Raw genomic sequence first — 16738 nt, 5'->3', positions numbered from 1 at the left:
TTCCGCGCGCGGGGACTTAACTATCCACCTCGGAGTCTGACTCGGACTCGGATTCGGTTTCGGCGCCGTCCGGGTCGTCGCTCGCCCGCGGGAGCACCACGCGGAACGTCGCCCCGCCCTCCGGTCGGTTCTCCACGGAGACGTCGCCGCCGTACGCCTCGACGATTTCCCGGACGAGGTGGAGGCCGAACCCGGTGCCCGGGCTCTCGAACCCCTTGGCCCCCTTGTCGAACACCCGCGATTCGAGGTCGGGGTCGACGCCGGGACCGTTGTCCGAAACCACGAGCGTCACCGTCTCCCCGTCGACGACGGCGTCGACGGTCACCTTCGGCGTCGGCTTGTCGTTGTGCTGGACGGCGTTGACGAGGAGGTTCTCGACCACCTCGCCGAGCAGTTCGTTCGCCACGACGGTCACGTCCGTCGGCCCCTCGTACGCGAGTTCCGCGTCGGGGTATAGCTCCCGCGTGGCGGTCAGTTTGGCGCGGATACACTCGTCGAGCGAGACGGATTCCAGCATCACCCCGTCCGCCTCGACGATGGCGTTCATCAGCGAGCGGATCGTCTGGACGAGTTCGATCATCGAGTCGGTCCGCTTCCGCGCGGTCGCCAGATGCTCGGCGACGCTCGCGTCGACCTTCTCCTCGACGAACTCCAGGCGAGCGTCCACGACGTTGAGGCTGTTGAGGAGGTTGTGGCGGATGAGCCGGTTCATCAGTTCGAGTCGCTCCCGTTCGTGTTCCAAATCCTCCTCGCGGCGGACGCGTTCGGTGATGTCCTGCGAGAGTATCATCGCGGCTCGAATCTCCTCGCCGCCCTCGTCGTGGACGGGGACCGTGCGGAACTCCACTACTCGGTTCTCGAGGTCGGCTCGGATGGTCCTCGTTTCGCCCGCCAGCGCCGCTCTGAGCGCGTCGTTCACCGGTTCGAGCACCTCCTGCGGGAGGAACGTCACGTCGTCGATGTGTGTGCCCTCGATGTCCCCGGGGTCGAGGTCCGCATCGTCGAAGTTCGACCCCGCCGCGAGCAGGTAGGTGAGGTCGGTGCCGACGAGGGCGACGGCGCCGTTCGGGATGTTCTCCGCGAGCGTCCGGTAGCGTCGCTCGCTCTCGCGGAGTTGTCGGTCCCGCTCGACCGACCGGAGCGCGTGGCCGACGATGGTTCCGAGACGCGAGAGCGCCGTCCGCTCCTCCGCCCCGAACGCGCCGGGGCGCTCGGAGTAGACGTTCAGAACGCCGTACCGGTCGTTCCCGAATCCGACCGGAATCGCCGCCGACGACCGGTAGCCGTACGCCCTCGCGTGGCCGCGCCAGGGGGCGTAGTTCGTGCTCTCGTCGACGTCCTGTACGACCTGCATCTCCCCAGTGAGAAGCGCCTGCACGGTCGGGCCGTCCCGACCGGGTCCGTCGACGTTGAGCCTGATGTTCGCGATGTAGTCCTCGACGCCGGCCTCGCTCCGCGCGACGATGTCGCCCGTCGCCTCGTCCGCCTCGCCGATCCACGCGAACACGTAGGAGTCCGAGGTGGCCAACGCGTCGCAGACGAGGTGCTCTATCTCCGCGCGAGTCGACTGCTTGACCGCGGATTCGGATATCTGTTGGACGAGCGAGTTCAGGTCGTTCAGCGCCGCCAGTCGCTCGCGCTGCGACCGTCGCTCGCGCTCGAACTCGCGGTGGTCGATGGCCGTCGCGAGGATGTTGGCGACGCTCTGGACGAAGTCCACGTCGTACTCCGTGAACGACCGCTCCTCGGTGTCGTGGGTGCCGAGGATACCCCAGGGGTCGTCGACGGGGCCGATGGTCGTGCTGATTCCGCTGACGACGCCGTGGTTGATGAGGAGGTCCGGACCGGAGAAGCGCGTCTCGGTCGCGAGGTCGTCGACGACGACCGGGTTCTCGGACAGCAGAGTGTAACCGGCCTGCGTGTGCTCGTCGTTGGCGACGGACGCCTCGCCGACGTGCCCCGGCTTCCACCCGACGCCCGAGCGGAGGAATAGCTCCCGACCGTCGTCGGTGAGGTCCAACACCTTGCAGTAGTCGTTTCCGAGCGTCTCCGCGACGGCCTCCGTCGCCCGGTCGAACAGGTCGTCTAAGGGCGGATGTTCCAGCGCCAACCGTCCGAGTTCCGCGATCATCTCCTGCTGGTTCGAGCGGTTCTCCAACTCCCGCTGTTTCTCGAAGCGCTCGGTGACGTCCTGGGAGATTGCGAGGCCGGCGAGCACGTCGCCGTCCTCCCCGCGGACCGGGACCGTCCGGAGGCGGTGGACCCGGTCGCCGATGGGAAGCGAGAACGTCCGCGTCTCCCCGTCGAGGGTGGCCCGGTAGTGGGGTTCCACCTCGTCGACCACGTCGGGAGACACTACGTCCGAGAGCCGTTCACCCACCAAATCGTCGTTCTCGAAGGCCGACAGCCGCTCGGACCGGATGCCGTTCAGTTTGTCGGCGTCGCCCCCGGTGACGAGAAACCGCAGGTCGTGGTCGAAAAGCGCCACCGAGCCGTTGGGGAAGTTGTCGACGAGCGTCCGGTACCGTCGCCGCGTCTCTGCGAGCCGCCGCTCCCGCTCTTTCTCGGCCGTCACGTCGCGGAAGTAGACGGACAGTCCCGTCTCGGAGGGGTGGGCGCTCACCTCGAACCAACCGTTCAGGAAATCGTAGTAGAACTCGAAGCTGGTCGATTCCTGCGTCTCCATCGCCTCGTGGAACTCGGGCCAGACGACGGTCTCGGCGGCGCCCGGGAACGCCTCCCAGACCGAGCGGCCCAGCAGGTCCTCCTCGGAGCGGTCGAGCAGTTTCGTTGCCTGCTCGTTGACGTATCTGAAGCGCCACTCGGTGTCGAGAGCGTAGAACGCGTCGGAGACGCGTTCGAGAATCTCCGCCGGTTCGGCGATGACCTGCTCGGTCGAAGCGTCCTCCCCTCCAGAAGGCCCCGTATGCATAGCCAACTATAGGGGCTTGAAGCTATAAGGACTCCCGGTCCGGCTGTACCGCTACGCTATTGAACGTACCGGCCGTCTCTTCTCTATGGAAGGCGAGCCGACGGAGTCGGGGGGGCGAACCGTTCTCGTCGTCGAGGACGACGAGGACCTGCTGGGAACCTACGAGCTGTGGCTCGCCGACTGGGAGGACGTGACCGTCCTCACCGCCCTCGACGGCGAGGCGGCGCTGGCCGCTGCCACCGACGACGTGGACGCGCTCGTCCTCGACCGGAAACTGCCGGCGCTCTCGGGACCCGAAGTGCTGGACCGCCTCGGCGGCGACCGTCCCGTCGTCGTCGTCAGCGCCTACCGACCCGACGCCCACGTCGCCGAGGAGGACGTCGCCGCGTACCTGGTCAAACCGGTCACGCGGGACGGGTTCCTCGACGCGGTGCGACAGGCCTTGTCCTGACCCGAGACCGACCGACGCGGACCCGAACCACTCAACATCGGGGGCCGCCATCGCCGAGTATGGGAACACCGCTCGACGCTCGCGACGCGCAGGTGCGAGAGATACTCGACCGACTCTACGAGGAGTACCCCGACACGACCATCTCCCTGCAGTTCTCGAACCGCCTCGAACTGCTCGTCGCGGTGGTGCTGTCGGCGCAGTGCACCGACGAACGGGTGAACTCCGTGACCGCCGACCTCTTCGAGAAGTACCCCTCCGCCGAGGCGTTCGCGGCGGCCGACCAGGAGGAACTCGCCGACGACATCGGCTCTATCACCTACTACAACAACAAGGCGAAGTACATCCGGTCTGCGGCCGCGGACATCGTCGAGAAGCACGGCGGCGAGGTGCCGGACACGATGAGCGAACTGACCGACCTCGCGGGCGTCGGCCGGAAGACGGCGAACGTCGTCCTCCAGCACGGCCACGACGTGGTGGAGGGAATCGTCGTCGACACGCACGTCCAGCGGCTCTCCCGGCGGTTAGGAATCACCGAGGAGGAGCGTCCCGAGCGAATCGAGGAGGACCTCATGCCCGTCGTCCCCGAGGAGGACTGGCAGCAGCTCACGCATCTGTTCATCAGCCACGGACGGGCCGTCTGCACCGCGCGCAACCCCGACTGCGGGGCGTGCGTCCTCGAAGACGTCTGCCCGTCCTCGAAGCTCGACAGCGAGGTCGACTTAGCCAGCGGCGAGGCGTGGTGAGCGGGGGCGAAGCGGGGCTCAGAACACGTACGAGGAGAGGTACTGGTAGGCGCCGAGGAACCACGCCAGAAGCCAGAACAGCACGTAGCCGACGACGCCGACGCGGAGGCGGCCGCGCCAGGCGCCCATGTTCTCGTGGAGGTCGTCCAAGTCTATCTCCTGGTCGGGGTTGTGATAGAGGTCGGCGTTCCGCTTGGCCTGGAAGATGCGGACGATGCCCGTGAGCGCGAACGTGAGCATCGCGTACGCCTGGAGTCCGAGCACCGCGTGGAGCGCCGAGAGGCCGCCGAGTTGCACGAGGAGGCGCGGCGCCATCCAGAAGACGACGGGAATCGTGTTGAGCACCAGTCCGGGGACGATGAACGAGAGGTGGCGGACGAGCACGTCCCACGTCACCGTCTCGGCCTCGATGATGTACCACGCGCCGTAGATGTAGAACGGAAAGCTGGCCGTGACCATCAGCGCGGCGACCGTCGCGATGGTCGACTCGGATGCCATCGCCGAGGGTTAGGAGCGAAGCGGCCTAAATGGCCCGACTCCGGGGTGACGTACGCCGGTCGCACCCGAGGGCCCCTCCTCAAACACCGAGAACCGACCGTCACCCTAACAGTGGTTCACCTCCAATCTCCGGCCGATGAGCGAATCGCCAGACGAACAGGCCGACGCGGAGCGGCCGCCCTCGGACCCGAGCGACGTCGAACTGGAGGCCCTGCGCCAAGAGGTCGAGGAGAAGTACGACTTCGACGACTTCGGGCCGGAGGACATGGCGGAGATGACCGCCGAGGAGTGGGAGGCGGCGTTCGACCCCGACTCGTGGATCGTCGGCGAGGAACTGCTCGTCCGACTGGAGAAGGAACTGAAGAACCGGGTCGCCCGGCGGGAAATATTCGGCGTCGTCGAACGTGTCGCCGTCGACGGCGAACCGCACGTGCTCGTCTACTCCGACGAGGGGTACGCGCTGGTCGGCGCCGACGGGTCGCTGGAGGGCGAAGGGACCGTCTACCGCGACGTGGAACCCTCGCTCGTCCTCTGTTCGATGGAGGACTTCGAGGTGCAGGAACCGCCGGAGAACTACGCGCTCCCGGACCCCGACGCCGTCGTCGAGCAGTCGAGCGAACTCGGCAACACCATCCTCCAGATAATCGCCGGCGGACAGATGCTCGGCGGTCTGGTCCTCCTCGGACTGTGGCTGTTCACCGACTTCATCCCGTTCAGTTCGGGGCGACAGATAAACATCGTCCCGCCCGTCGTCGCCGCGTTCTTCCTCCTCGTCGGCTTCTTCCTGTTCGTCGTCGTGGCGAACGCCCGCCTCTCGGACCGCTTTCGGACCGAGGAGTACCGCAACCGACTCCGGGCGGTCCGCGAGCACGGCCGACCCGACTTCGTCCCCGTCGACGACGCGAGTGGTGCGGCGCTCGAATCCACCGAGACGACCGACGAGTCCGGAACTGACGGACGACCCGGCGGGACCTGAGACGCCCGTTCCACAGGGGGACTAAGACGCCGACAGCGGGCCGATGGCGGGGGGAGTCGGTGGGTTTAAGCGCGTTCCATCCTGAGAATTTTCTGTATGAAAAGGCGGGACTTTCTGAGAGCGGCAAGCGTCCCTGCCGCGACCGCGACGGCCTCTGCCGCCGCCGGAGTCGGGGCCGCCCAAGAGGGCACTTCGACGTCCGGCGGGTCTGGCACCGCCGGGACAGGGGCAGGAACAGGAACCGGTTCCGGAGGCACCGGCACCGGAGCAGGTAGCGGCGGTGGCGGCGGTGGCGGCGGCGCGTCGAAGACGGTCGAAGTCGGCCCCGGCGGCTCCCTCGTCTTCACCCCCGGCACCGACGAAGCACTCCAAATCGCCCCCGGCACGACGGTGGAGTTCGTCTGGATGTCGGACAACCACAACATCGTCCCGGACAGCACGCCCGAAGGTTCGAGCTGGTCCGGTCACGAACCCATCGAGAACGAGGGGTTCACCTACACCCACACGTTCAGCACGCTCGGCACCTACGAGTACCACTGCCAACCGCACGAGTCGGCCGGGATGGTCGGCACCGTCGAAGTGGTCGAGAATCCGAGCAGCGGCGGGGGCGGCGAGAAGGAACTCGAAGAACTCGGCGTCCCGATTCAGGCTCACTGGGTCGGCGCCGCCACCATCCTCGGCATCATCGTGACGGCCATCTTCACGTTCTACATCCTGAAGTACGGCGAGTCCGCACACACGGGCACGGGGAGGAACGGATAGATGTCTTCCAGCGGCAGCACCTACGGGGACATCCACCGCTACGAACCGGCCCGCGAGAGCACCGCCGCGGCCATCGCCATCGTCCTCCTGGCCATCATCGAAGTCGTTTTCGTGTTCATGTTCACCTATGGGCTCGTCTCCGGATGGGGACTGTCCGACACGGGGAACATGTTCCTCGGCGGCATCCTCGCCGTCGTCTTCATCGACCTCGCCTTCATTCTGGCGCTGTACCGCAAGGAGTTCCTCCCGGACGTGGTGATAGTCAAGAAACGGCGTCGGAAGTGGGAAGACGTCTACATCCGTGAGGACCAAGTGGAGGGCACCGACTTCGGGACCGGGGCGTGGGACCAGGTCAAGCGCGCCGTCTACCCGTACTACAAGAGGTAACAATGAGCTTAGAACGAAAAGACGACTACGACCACAAGGGCTGGATGAAGGAGAAGGACCTCACTCCGGTGGAGTCCACGTTCCTCACGACGCTCATCTGGCTCGACAAGCGGTTCCGAATCGTGGACTATCTGGAACTGATGGAGACCCTCTACTACCGGGTCAACCTCCAGATGCCGAAGAGCCACACCGAGCAGTACAACCTCGACAACAAGTTCTGGTACTGGTACCCCCTGTACACTCTCGGTTTGTTCTCGACGCTCGCCTACGTCGTCGCCGCCATCAGCGGCGCGTTGCTCGGCTTCTACTACTCGCCGTCGGCCGCGGCGGGTACGGAAGCCGCCGGGAGTGTCGCCTACGAGAGCATCGCGTTCATCATGCGCGACCTGCAGTTCGGCTTCATGCTGCGCTCGGTCCACCGATGGTCCGCGCAGGTGATGGTCGCCGCCGTGTTCCTCCACATGCTCCGCGTGTACTTCACCGGCGCCTACAAGGAACCGCGCGAACTCAACTGGCTGCTCGGCATCATCCTCATCAGCCTGACGATGGTGTTCGGGTACACCGGTTACCTGCTCCCGTGGGACCAGCTAGCCTACTGGGCGGGACAGATCGGCGTCGAGATGTCGCTGTCCATCCCGCTCATCGGCGAGTGGATCGCGCAACTGCTGTTCGGCGGGTTCTCGCTGAGCCAATCGACGCTGCAACGGATGTACATCATACACGTCTTCCTGTTGCCGTTCGTCGTGACCACGCTCATCGCCATCCACATCGGCATCGTGTGGATGCAGGGAATCGCGGAGCCGCACTGATAGTGATAGACCAATGACCGAAAACGAACCAAACACAGACGACGACGTTCGATCGGACGGAAGTGGCATCGTCGCGCCGGACGACGAGACGCCGACGTGGCGCGAGCGCAAAGAGCGCACGGTGGGACTCTCTCGACTCACCTACGAGTACTTCGAGCGCTCCCGGCGCGAGGACCAAGACATGCGACAGGCCTCGGACTACGTCGAACGCGACGTGCTCGCGTTCCCGACGTGGCCCCACGAGGTCATCCGGAACCTCGCCATCGCGAGCTTCTTCACCGGGATGATGCTGTTCCTCTCGGCGACGCTTCCGCCGCACATCGGCCCGCCGGCCAACCCGAGTTCCACTCCGGCCATCATCCTGCCCGACTGGTATCTCTACTGGTCTTTCGGCCTGTTGAAGCTCGGTCCGCTGAACCCCGAACTGGCCGTGCTCGGTGGGTCCAAGTTGATGGCCGACCGGACGTACGGCGTGCTCGCTAACGGCGTCGTCGTCGGCTTCATCGCGATGGTGCCGTTCCTCAACAAAGGGAGCGCGCGCCGACCCGTCGAACAGCCGTTCTGGGCGGCCGTCGGCATCGCGGGGGTCATCTTCGCGTTCACGATCAGCGTCCTGGCCATCAAGAACCTCTTCCCGGGGAACATCCACCTGCTGTTCGACCTGACGTTCCTCGCGCCCATCGTCGGCGGCTTCGTGACGTACGCGGTGCTGAAGACGATGCGCGAGGGGTACATGTACGACCTCAACAAGCGCTACTACCGGCTCCGGCCGCCCAAGTAAGTCCCGCGCGGCCCCGCCGAATCGCGAAAGGCCCTTTTTCCCTCCGCTCTAACGTCCGTCGATGACCGACGGAAACGGGACGAGCGTCGACTCGACACCGACCCCGCGCGGAGACGGCGACGAACGCGCGAGCGAGAGTCGCCGCGGCCGCCGGGACGTGGTCGTACCGATGCGGCTCTACAAGACGGTGACCGTGTTCTCGACGCTCATCGCCGTCGGCAGCGTCGTCGTCGGCTTCATGTTCCTCGACGCGGCGACGCTGAACGTGAGCTTTCTCGGCGCCATCGTGACGGGAGCGCTGTCGCTCGTCGGCGTCTCGGTGGCCGACGGCGTGATGAATACGGTGCTGGCCGTCGTCGGACTCGCCGGTATCGCCTTCGGCGCCGGTGTGTACACCCTCGGGACGCGCTTTCGCGCCCAAGGAATGGGAAAGTCTCAAGAGGACTCCGACGAACCGTCAGATAACAATGGCTGACGAGTTCATCAAGGGGCTCGGTATCGTCACCGCTGCGGGTCTCGGCTGGTTAGTTCTGGCCGGATGGTACCGAACGAGCAGTTTCGAGAGCAGCCGACAGCTCATCGAGTCCGCCTCCAGCGGCGGGTCGCTGTTCGACGCGATGGGCATCGCGCTGATGGACGGCCTCCTCTACTTCGCGCTCATCGGAATGCTGACGTTCTGGGTGCTCATCCCCGCCGGGCGGCAGGCGCGTTCCGCCATCCGTGACCGGCGCTCGCAGTAGCTCTCCTCGCTTTCTCGGTTCTTCGGTCGGCGAGCGTCCGCGAACGTCGTGCGCGACGCCCCGCGGGCGCGTCGGATTGGAAAAACTCTAATGAGTCGTACACGGAGAGTGAGGTATGCAACCGCTACAGTTCCTCGTTCCGCTCGATGGCATCGACGCCATCGAACCGGCGCTCAAGTACGCCATCGTGGTGCTGGTCCTCATCAACATGGTGACGCGGATACTCGCGCACCGCTCGCACGTCAAGCAGGCAGACGAGGACGACGACGAGACGCTCTCGCGGTACCTCCCGCACACCGCGACGACGCTTCTCCTCGTGTTCGCGTCGTTCCTGTTTCTCTTCATCGACCCGCATCCGGGAATGGTGCTGTCAGTGCTCGTGGTCGGTCTGTTCCTCACGGACTTCTTCGAGTTCGAGTCGCGCCGCGTCGAGGCGCGCTCGAAGGCCCTCGAACTGGAACGCCCGAAGGCGGCGCTCGGAGCGTCCATCCTCGTGCTCATGTACGCGGCGTACGTGAGCCTCTTTTTCGTCATCGCCCCCGTCTGGAACGCCGTCATCTGAGGCGGTTCGACGGCGGTTCCGCTCTCGGTTCTGCTTTTCTCGCATCGACGTGACCCGTCCCGCCGACCGAGCGGTGAACTGCGGGTCCGTTACGAGTCGGAGCCGAAACGGAGGAACGGCAGGTGCCCGTTCACGGCGAGTTCGACGGGGGCGTGCGGCGGGACCGACCGACGCTCCTCGGCGTCGACGATGAGCGAGACGGACGCCTCGTCGCGTTCGACCGAGAGGACGACCGGGAGGCGAAACACCCACGAGTCCGGGAGCGTCGTGTACGGGGCGATGGGGACGGCGACGACGCCCGTGTCGGGGGCGAGCGTCGGGCCGCCGGCCGCGCGGGCGTAGCCGGTGCTGCCGAGGGGCGTGGCGACGACCACGCCGTCGGCGCGAAACGAGCCGACGCGCTCTTCGGGCGTCGAGATGGCGTACTCGGAGATGCGCGCCGGTGCGTCGGTCATCAGCGTCACGTCGGCGAGCGCGGTACCCGCCGGTTCGCCGGCGACGGCGACGGAGAGGGCGGGGTGAGAAACCACCCGGCCCTCGCCCGACCGGAGTCGTCGGACCGCGTCGCCGACGCGCTCCGGGGGAACGGACCGGTGGCCGACGGTGCAGTCGACCGGCAGGATGGGCGTCGACACGTCCTCGGCGGCGAGAGAGAGGAGGGCGTCCTCGCCGACGGCGAAGAGGGCGTCCGCGTCCGTCCGTTCGACCCGGTCAGCCCGCTCGGCGCTCCCGATTCGGTCGCGTGCACCCCGCTCCGTCCCGCCGCGCATGTCGCGACGGACGACGCCGCCGGCGGCCGACACGGCGTCCGCGACCCCGTCGGCGTCTCCGCCGCCACCGCGGACGACGACGACGGGCGCGTCGCGAGTCACGCTCCGACCTCCGGCGCGCCTCTTCGAGACATCGTGTTCGGGTACAGTCGGCGCGGTAAAAGACCCGGCGGTTCGACGCTCTCGGCCGCCGTCGGCGGGGTCGTCTCAGTACGGCCAGTCACCCGTAATTCGCATCCCCGCCGCGAGGTCCTCGTCTTCGAGCCGGTCGGCCATCTCCGACTCCGCTTTGTGCGGTATCTCGGTCCCCTCGTCGGCGAGGTTCACGACGAGGTCGGCCAGGAGCACCGCCTGCTCGCGGAGGTTGCGCACCTCCAGTTTGTCGAGGGTGTCGGCGAACGTGTGGCCCCACCCGCGGCCGCGACCCTGCGTCTCACAGGAGACCATGTAGCCCGGCACGCCCCACCGGGTGAACGGCCAGTGGTCGCTGTGCGGCACGAGTTCGGGGTTCGTCGACACCGGGTGGTCGAACCGGTCGCCGACGGCCTTGGCGGCCGCTTCGAGCTCCTCGAAGCCGTGCGTGTCGAACTTCAGGGTCCGACCGAAGACGACGCCGTCGTGGTTCACGACGGCACGCACGTTCGCCCTGTCGTCGCCCAACCGCTCGGACTCGTGGGTCGACCCGACGAGTCCGACCTCCTCGGCGCCGAAGACGACGAAGCGGACGCGCGTGTCGAGTTCGTCCTCCCGGTTGGCGAGGATTCGCGCGAGTTCGGCCGCCATCGCGGTACCGGATCCGTTGTCCCACGCCCCCTCGGCGATGTCGTGCGCGTCGAGGTGGCCGGTGACGAGCAGTTCCTCCTCGGTGTCGGGACCGAGTTCGGCGTGGACGTTGCCGCTCTCGGCGTCCGGCGTCTCGCAGTTCACCTCGACGGTCGTCTCCTCGCCCTCGAAGCGCCGGACGAGGCGGGCGCCCACCTCCTTGCTGACGCCGACGGCGGGAATCTCCCCGACGGGCGCCTCCTCGGTGCCGACGCTCCCCGTCGGGGGGAGACAGCCCTCGACGTGGTTGGCGAAGACGAACGCCTCCGCGCCCGCCTCGACGGCGTGGTAGTACTTCTCGCGGCGGTGGATGAACCGCTCGTAGTAGTCGGGAACGGTCGAAGAGACCATCACGACCGTCCCCGAGAGGTCGTCGTCGAAATCCTCCGGGAGGCCGTAGCCGAGGTCGACGAACTCGCCCGTCGCCGTCGCCGACGGACTGCGCGGCAGGGCGATACAGTCCTGCGTCGTCCCGTCGACGCGGACGGCGCTGTCGCCGCGCTCCCACCCCTGGATGTCGAACGTGTCGATTCTCGCGTCGCGCGCGCCGGCCGCCTCGAAGGCCCCGCGCGTCAGTTCCATCGCCTCGCGTTCGCCGGGCGACCCGGCCATCCGGTCGCCGACGTCCACGAGCGATTCGAGGAGGTCCCAGCCGAAGTCGCTGGTGAACGTCTCGCCGATCCACGTTGTCATGTGCGCACGTCCACCGAGGGGAAACTAATCGTTTGGGTGCCCCGCGTCGACGGCCGGTTCCCGGACGGAGCGCCGACGGCGCGGGTCGCTCGCACGGCCCGCGACCCGACGCGACGGGTCGCCGCGTCCGGCAGGTTCATAGGTCGTTTGTCACCTACGTTCGTGCATGAACGACGTTCGAATCGCCGGAGTCGGTCTCACGCCGTTCGGGCGGCAACCGGAGCGGACGGGACGGGACCTGTTCGCGGAGGCCGCGCTTGCGGCCCGCGAGGACGCCGGCGTCGCCCGCGAGGCGTTCGAGGGACTCCACTACGGCAACTTCATGGGCGCCCTCGCCGAGCGACAGGGACACCAGGGACCGCTGATGGCCGAGGCCGCCGGCCTCGACTGCCCCGCGACGCGCCACGAGTCGGCGTGCGCCTCCGCCGGGGTGGCCGTCAGACACGCCGTGCAGGCCATTCGCGCGGGAGAGCACGACGTGCTCCTCGCGGGCGGGATGGAGCGCATGACGAACCTCCCGACGACAGAGGTGACGGAGTCGCTGGCCATCGCCGCCGACGAACTGTTCGAGGTGCGCGCCGGGATGACCTTCCCCGGCGCGTACGCCCTGATGGCCCGCGCGTACTTCGAGGAGTACGGCGGGTCCCGCGAGGATTTGGCCCACATCGCGGTGAAGAATCACGCCAACGCCGTGCCAAACGAGTTCGCGCAGTACCGCCGGGAGGTGACCGTCGAGGAGGCGATGGACAGTCCGCCCGTGGCGACCCCGCTTCACCTGTTCGACGCCTGCCCCATCACCGACGGCGCGAGCGCCGTCGTCCTCGTCAGCGACGACTACGCCGAGGAGCACGGACTCGACGCGCCCGTCAGAATCGCCGGGAGCGGGCAGGGCGGCGACAACCTCGCCCTGCAGGACCGCGAGGCGTTCTCGCGGACGCCCGCGGCGACGGAGGCGGCCGAGGCGGCCTACGACGACGCCGGCGTCGGCCCCGACGACGTCGACGTGGCCGAGGTGCACGACTGCTTCACCATCGCCGAGGTGCTGGCGGTCGAATCGCTCGGCCTGTTCGAACACGGCGAGGGCGTCTCGGCGGCGCGCGAGGGCCGAACGACACGCGACGGCGAACTCCCCGTCAACCTCTCGGGCGGCCTGAAGGCGAAGGGCCACCCCGTCGGCGCCACCGGCGGGGCGCAGATAGTCGAGATGGCGAAACTGCTCCGCGGCGACCACGTCAACAGCGACGCCCTCTCGGACCCGCGCGTCGGCGTCACGCACAACGCGGGCGGCACCGTCGCCAGCGCCGTCGTCCACGTGCTGGAGGTGGACCGATGACGGACCACGGCTACGACGAGTGGGTGGAAGCGCTCGGCACCGACGAGGCGTTCTACCTCGAATGTCCGGACGGACACGGGTCGCTCCCGCCGCGGCGGACCTGCCCGCACTGCGGTGCGACCGAGTTGACGGAGACGCCGCTCCCCGCCGAGGGAACCGTCGAGACGTACACGGAGGTACACGTCGCCGGTCCGGACTTCGCGGGGCAGACGCCGTACGTCACGGCCATCGCCTCGTTCGGCGCCGTGCGCCTGACGGGCGTCCTGCGCGACGCGACGGCGGAAGGCGTGGACGTCGGCGATACCGTCGGCGTCGAGACGGCGGAGAACCCCGACACCGGCGACGCGACGGTCGTGTTCCGCCCGCGGTGAGCGGTCGGGGCGGGACCCGAAACCGAGCGGTGACGCGAGTTCCCGACGACGCGAACGGCGCGCGACCGACCGACCGACGCCCGCCTCGGACGGCCGGTGCGAGCACATTTGACGGTCGAGGTCCGTTAGTCGGCATGAGTTCTCAACCCCGGACCGCGGCGAATCCCCTCGTCGGGTTCGTCGCCGCCAGCGAACGCCGTCGCGTGCTGGTTGCCCTCGGCGTTCCGCTCCTGTTCTTGCTCGCGGTCGAACTGGCGGCGAACCTGGGAGTGCTGCCGCTGGTTCTCGCCGCGGGGTTAGCCGCGTACCTCTACGCGCGGCCGACGGCCCGAGCGACGCTGGCGGCCGGCGCCGCGGGGACGGGTCTCCTCTTGCTTTCGCTGTTTCTGCTCCAGGTGTACTCGACGGTCGCCGGGGGGAGCACGGAACCGCTGGCCGGTACGGTCGCGAGACTCTCCGGGTGGGTTCTGCTCGGAACCGCCCTGCTCGCACTCGGGGCGTGGTTGTCCGGCGCGGGCCGCCGGGGGGAGTAACGAGGCGCCTACGTCGACCCGCCCATCTCCTCCCGGACGGTCGAGAGGAACTGCTCGGGGAACTCCACGTGCGGCAGGAGTTTCGCGTCGTCGAAGACGACGAGTTTGCAGTCGGCCGCCTCCGCGAGTTCGCGGCCGTCCTTCAGCGGCGTGATGTCGGACTCTCTCCCCCAGACGAGCGTTACGGGCGCATTCGCCTCCGCCAGCGCGGACTCGAGGTCCACCCCGGAGTTGAGGTAGCCGCTGATGAACGACGCCGGCGCGAACCGCGCGTTCTTCTGGTGGGCGGTGCGCCACTCGTAGTCCATCCACTCCTCGGAGACGCGCGAGGGGTCCGCGTAGCCGTGGTCGGCGTTGAAGTAGCGGATGGACGGCTTCGACCCGAGGAGGTTGAAGACGGCCTCGCCGACGAGGGGTGTGCGGATCAGTTCGCGGAGCCACTGCATCGGGTCGGGACCCCCGCGTTCGGTGGGGCAGACGAGTATCATCCGCGAGACGTCGGGGTCGGCGCCGACGAGGTACGAGGCGGTGAGCGAGGAGGCGACGACGGCGGGGTCGTCGTACTCCGAGACGAACTCACCGACGAAGTCCTCGTAGAGGGACGCCGAGTAGCGCAGTTGCGGCCGGTCGGAGGTGCCGAACCCCGGCAGGTCGGGCGCGACGACGTGGTAGTCCTCGGCCAGTTCGTCGAACACCTCGCGGAACTCGCCGTTCGAGGCGGCGGCGTTGACGCCGTGCAGGAGAACGAGCGTCGGGGCGTCCTCGTCGCCCGCCTCGGCGTAACGGACGTCGATGCCGCGCCAGCGGTAGGTGTGCTGTTCGCCCGACAGGGCCGGTTCGAGGGGCGGCGCGCGGCGCGAGAGGACGGCGTTCGCGGCGGCGACGCCGGCGACGCCGGCGACGACTCCGCCGGCTATCGTTCGGAGTTTCATACGGGGAGAAAGAGGGCGACGATATTATAGCCTACTGGGAGATGCTCACTCCTCCCCGCGGCGCGCCTCGACGCACTCGCGGAGCGGTTCGAACACCTCGTCGGCGACGGCGTACGGGTCCGTCTCGCGGTCGGCGACCGCCTCGGCCAACGCCTCCGCGCCGCCGCGCCGGTCGAGTTCCTCCTTCAGCAGCGCGTTCGCGTCGTTGCGGAGTAGTTGCCGAATCTCCTCGGCGTACCGGGAGCGGGCCTTCCGTTCGCGCATGCCCGACTCGGCGAGGTAGTCGGCGTGGGCGGCCAGCGTCTCCACGAGTTCCTCGACGCCGTCGCCGGTGGTCGCCACCGTCTCCACGACGGCGGGTTCCCACCCGTCGTCGGCGTCCTCGGACCCGTCCGCCCCCTCGTCGCGCGCGCCCCCGCCATGTGTGTCCCCGTGCGTTCCGTCGTGTTCGGAGACGCCCTTCGGCAGGCCCGCGTCGACGCCGTGGTGACCCGAGTCGAGGGTCGCGCCGGGGTTGTCCCGGAGATGTATCATCTCCTCTAACTCGGCGACGGTGCGGTTCACGCCGTCCATGTCGGCTTTGTTGACGACGAACACGTCGCCGATTTCGAGGATGCCCGCCTTCAGCATCTGCACGTCGTCGCCGCTGCCCGGTTGGACGAGGACGGTGACGGTGTCGGCGGTGCGGACGACGTCCACCTCGCTCTGCCCGGCGCCCACGGTCTCGACGAGTATCTTGTCCTTGCCGAACGCGTCGAGCGCCTTCACCGCGTCCGAGGTGGCCGTCGAGAGGCCGCCGAGTTGGCCGCGGGCACTCATCGACCGGAAGAACACGTCCATGTCGCCGACGTTCGAGGCCATCCGGATGCGGTCGCCGAGGACGGCCCCGCCGGTATACGGCGAGGAGGGGTCGACGCCGATGACGCCGACGGTGAACCCCGCGTCCCGATAGGCCTTCGCCAGTTTGTCCACGAGCGTCGACTTGCCCGCGCCGGGACTCCCCGTGATGCCGACGACGTCGGCGCCGCCGGTGTGCGCGTGGAGGCGGGAGACCAATTCCCGGTAGCCCGGACTCCGATTTTCTATCTTGGTGATGGCCCGCGCGAGGGCGCGGTGCTTGCCGTCGAGGAGGTCCGAGACGAGAGCGTCGACGCGCGCCTCGCCGCGGTTTTCGGCGTGACTCATCAGTCGCGGCGGGGCGCGTTGTTCCGGACGAACTCGATGGTCTCCTTCATCGGCGTGCCGGGGCCGAACACCTCGGAGACGCCCATCTCCTTGAGTTTCGGGCGGTCCTCGTCGGGGACGATGCCGCCGACGAGGATGAGCGTGTCCTCGAACGCGTCGTACTCCTTCAGCCCGTCGATTATCTTGGGGACCAAGGTGTTGTGCGCCCCCGAGAGGATGGAGATGCCCAACACGTCGACGTCCTCCTGGACGGCCGCCTGGACTATCTCCTCCGGCGCGCGGTGCAGGCCGGAGTAGACCACCTCGAACCCGGCGTCCCGGAAGGCGCGCGCGATGACGTGCGCCCCCCTGTCGTGGCCGTCCAGTCCGACCTTGGCGATGAGACAACGGACGGTTCGCTGTTGTTGACCGCGTTCCGCGTCGGCGCTCATGAGCGTTAGTTCGCCGGCGCACCGTTT

20 protein-coding genes are annotated in these 16738 nt (G+C 67.9%); 13 read left to right on the top strand and 7 right to left on the bottom strand.

The annotated features are described in order from the left end of the window. Nucleotides 1-16: 16 nt before the first annotated feature. Nucleotides 17-2932 carry a PAS domain-containing protein gene (locus C474_RS17795; RefSeq protein ID WP_008389305.1) on the bottom strand — a complete coding sequence of 972 codons (2916 nt, stop codon included), beginning with the start codon at nucleotides 2930-2932 and terminating at the stop codon, nucleotides 17-19. 85 nt (nucleotides 2933-3017) lie between these two features. On the opposite strand from C474_RS17795, the gene C474_RS17790 reads away from it, so the two are divergent. After that, complete coding sequence (locus C474_RS17790) at nucleotides 3018-3383, top strand: response regulator (protein WP_008389304.1); 366 nt, start codon at nucleotides 3018-3020, stop codon at nucleotides 3381-3383. Nucleotides 3384-3442: 59 nt separating this feature from the next. Then, complete coding sequence (gene nth / locus C474_RS17785; protein WP_008389302.1) at nucleotides 3443-4126, top strand: endonuclease III; 684 nt, start codon at nucleotides 3443-3445, stop codon at nucleotides 4124-4126. An 18-nt stretch (nucleotides 4127-4144) separates the two neighbouring features. Here nth and C474_RS17780 read toward each other — a convergent pair whose 3' ends face one another. Continuing rightward, a complete protein-coding gene (locus tag C474_RS17780) occupies nucleotides 4145-4624 on the bottom strand; it encodes a DUF7321 family protein (protein WP_008389300.1) in 480 nt (159 codons plus the stop codon). A gap of 136 nt (nucleotides 4625-4760) precedes the next feature. On the opposite strand from C474_RS17780, the gene C474_RS17775 reads away from it, so the two are divergent. The 8 genes from C474_RS17775 (at nucleotide 4761) to C474_RS17740 (ending at nucleotide 9641) form a co-directional block, all read left to right on the top strand. Then, nucleotides 4761-5600 carry a DUF7319 domain-containing protein gene (locus tag C474_RS17775; RefSeq protein ID WP_008389298.1) on the top strand — a complete coding sequence of 280 codons (840 nt, stop codon included), beginning with the start codon at nucleotides 4761-4763 and terminating at the stop codon, nucleotides 5598-5600. Nucleotides 5601-5696: 96 nt separating this feature from the next. Further along, nucleotides 5697-6362, top strand: coding sequence for a plastocyanin/azurin family copper-binding protein (locus C474_RS17770; protein ID WP_049917152.1), 666 nt, complete (start codon nucleotides 5697-5699; stop codon nucleotides 6360-6362). Further along, a complete protein-coding gene (locus C474_RS17765) occupies nucleotides 6363-6749 on the top strand; it encodes a DUF7318 family protein (RefSeq protein ID WP_008389295.1) in 387 nt (128 codons plus the stop codon). Between the two features lie 2 nt (nucleotides 6750-6751). Further along, the gene (locus C474_RS17760; protein WP_008389294.1) at nucleotides 6752-7558 is read left to right on the top strand and encodes a cytochrome b; all 807 of its coding nucleotides are present in this window, start codon (nucleotides 6752-6754) and stop codon (nucleotides 7556-7558) included. 13 nt (nucleotides 7559-7571) lie between these two features. Next, the gene (locus tag C474_RS17755) at nucleotides 7572-8339 is read left to right on the top strand and encodes a cytochrome b family protein (protein WP_008389293.1); all 768 of its coding nucleotides are present in this window, start codon (nucleotides 7572-7574) and stop codon (nucleotides 8337-8339) included. Nucleotides 8340-8400: 61 nt separating this feature from the next. Further along, nucleotides 8401-8814: a DUF7315 family membrane protein gene (locus C474_RS17750; protein WP_008389292.1), complete on the top strand. Its 414-nt coding sequence runs from the start codon at nucleotides 8401-8403 to the stop codon at nucleotides 8812-8814. Further along, nucleotides 8807-9079, top strand: coding sequence for a DUF7314 family protein (locus C474_RS17745; protein ID WP_008389291.1), 273 nt, complete (start codon nucleotides 8807-8809; stop codon nucleotides 9077-9079). Before C474_RS17750 ends, C474_RS17745 begins: the two co-directional genes overlap by 8 nt. A 115-nt stretch (nucleotides 9080-9194) precedes the next feature. Beyond that, nucleotides 9195-9641, top strand: a complete 447-nt coding sequence (locus C474_RS17740) for a DUF7313 family protein (RefSeq protein WP_008389290.1) — start codon at nucleotides 9195-9197, stop codon at nucleotides 9639-9641. Nucleotides 9642-9730: 89 nt separating this feature from the next. Here the strand turns inward: C474_RS17740 and C474_RS17735 are convergent, their stop codons facing one another. Continuing rightward, nucleotides 9731-10513, bottom strand: a complete 783-nt coding sequence (locus tag C474_RS17735; protein WP_008389289.1) for an NAD(+)/NADH kinase — start codon at nucleotides 10511-10513, stop codon at nucleotides 9731-9733. Nucleotides 10514-10618: 105 nt separating this feature from the next. After that, complete coding sequence (locus C474_RS17730; RefSeq protein WP_008389288.1) at nucleotides 10619-11926, bottom strand: M28 family peptidase; 1308 nt, start codon at nucleotides 11924-11926, stop codon at nucleotides 10619-10621. 166 nt (nucleotides 11927-12092) lie between these two features. Here C474_RS17730 and C474_RS17725 point away from each other — a divergent pair, with 166 nt between their 5' ends. From C474_RS17725 to C474_RS17715, 3 genes are all read left to right on the top strand, one after another. After that, nucleotides 12093-13259, top strand: coding sequence for a thiolase domain-containing protein (locus tag C474_RS17725; RefSeq protein ID WP_008389287.1), 1167 nt, complete (start codon nucleotides 12093-12095; stop codon nucleotides 13257-13259). After that, entirely contained in the window at nucleotides 13256-13630 is a 375-nt protein-coding gene (locus C474_RS17720) for a Zn-ribbon domain-containing OB-fold protein (protein WP_008389286.1), read from the top strand. Before C474_RS17725 ends, C474_RS17720 begins: the two co-directional genes overlap by 4 nt. 134 nt (nucleotides 13631-13764) lie before the next feature. Beyond that, nucleotides 13765-14163, top strand: a complete 399-nt coding sequence (locus tag C474_RS17715) for a hypothetical protein (RefSeq protein WP_008389285.1) — start codon at nucleotides 13765-13767, stop codon at nucleotides 14161-14163. 8 nt (nucleotides 14164-14171) lie between these two features. On the opposite strand, the gene C474_RS17710 is transcribed toward C474_RS17715, so the two are convergent. From C474_RS17710 to C474_RS17700, 3 genes are read right to left on the bottom strand one after another with little or no spacing between them, the layout of a single operon-like run. After that, nucleotides 14172-15095, bottom strand: coding sequence for an alpha/beta fold hydrolase (locus C474_RS17710; RefSeq protein ID WP_008389284.1), 924 nt, complete (start codon nucleotides 15093-15095; stop codon nucleotides 14172-14174). 45 nt (nucleotides 15096-15140) lie between these two features. Then, complete coding sequence (gene meaB / locus C474_RS17705; protein WP_008389283.1) at nucleotides 15141-16280, bottom strand: methylmalonyl Co-A mutase-associated GTPase MeaB; 1140 nt, start codon at nucleotides 16278-16280, stop codon at nucleotides 15141-15143. Continuing rightward, nucleotides 16280-16711 carry a cobalamin B12-binding domain-containing protein gene (locus C474_RS17700; protein WP_008389282.1) on the bottom strand — a complete coding sequence of 144 codons (432 nt, stop codon included), beginning with the start codon at nucleotides 16709-16711 and terminating at the stop codon, nucleotides 16280-16282. The genes meaB and C474_RS17700 overlap by 1 nt, the downstream gene beginning before the upstream one ends. Nucleotides 16712-16738: the final 27 nt, after the last annotated feature.

This window comes from Halogeometricum pallidum JCM 14848 (assembly GCF_000337095.1).
In the GTDB taxonomy this organism is placed as follows: domain Archaea; phylum Halobacteriota; class Halobacteria; order Halobacteriales; family Haloferacaceae; genus Halogeometricum; species Halogeometricum pallidum.
Note: the sequence above shows the minus strand (reverse complement) of the source record. Positions and strands in the feature narration are given on the sequence as shown.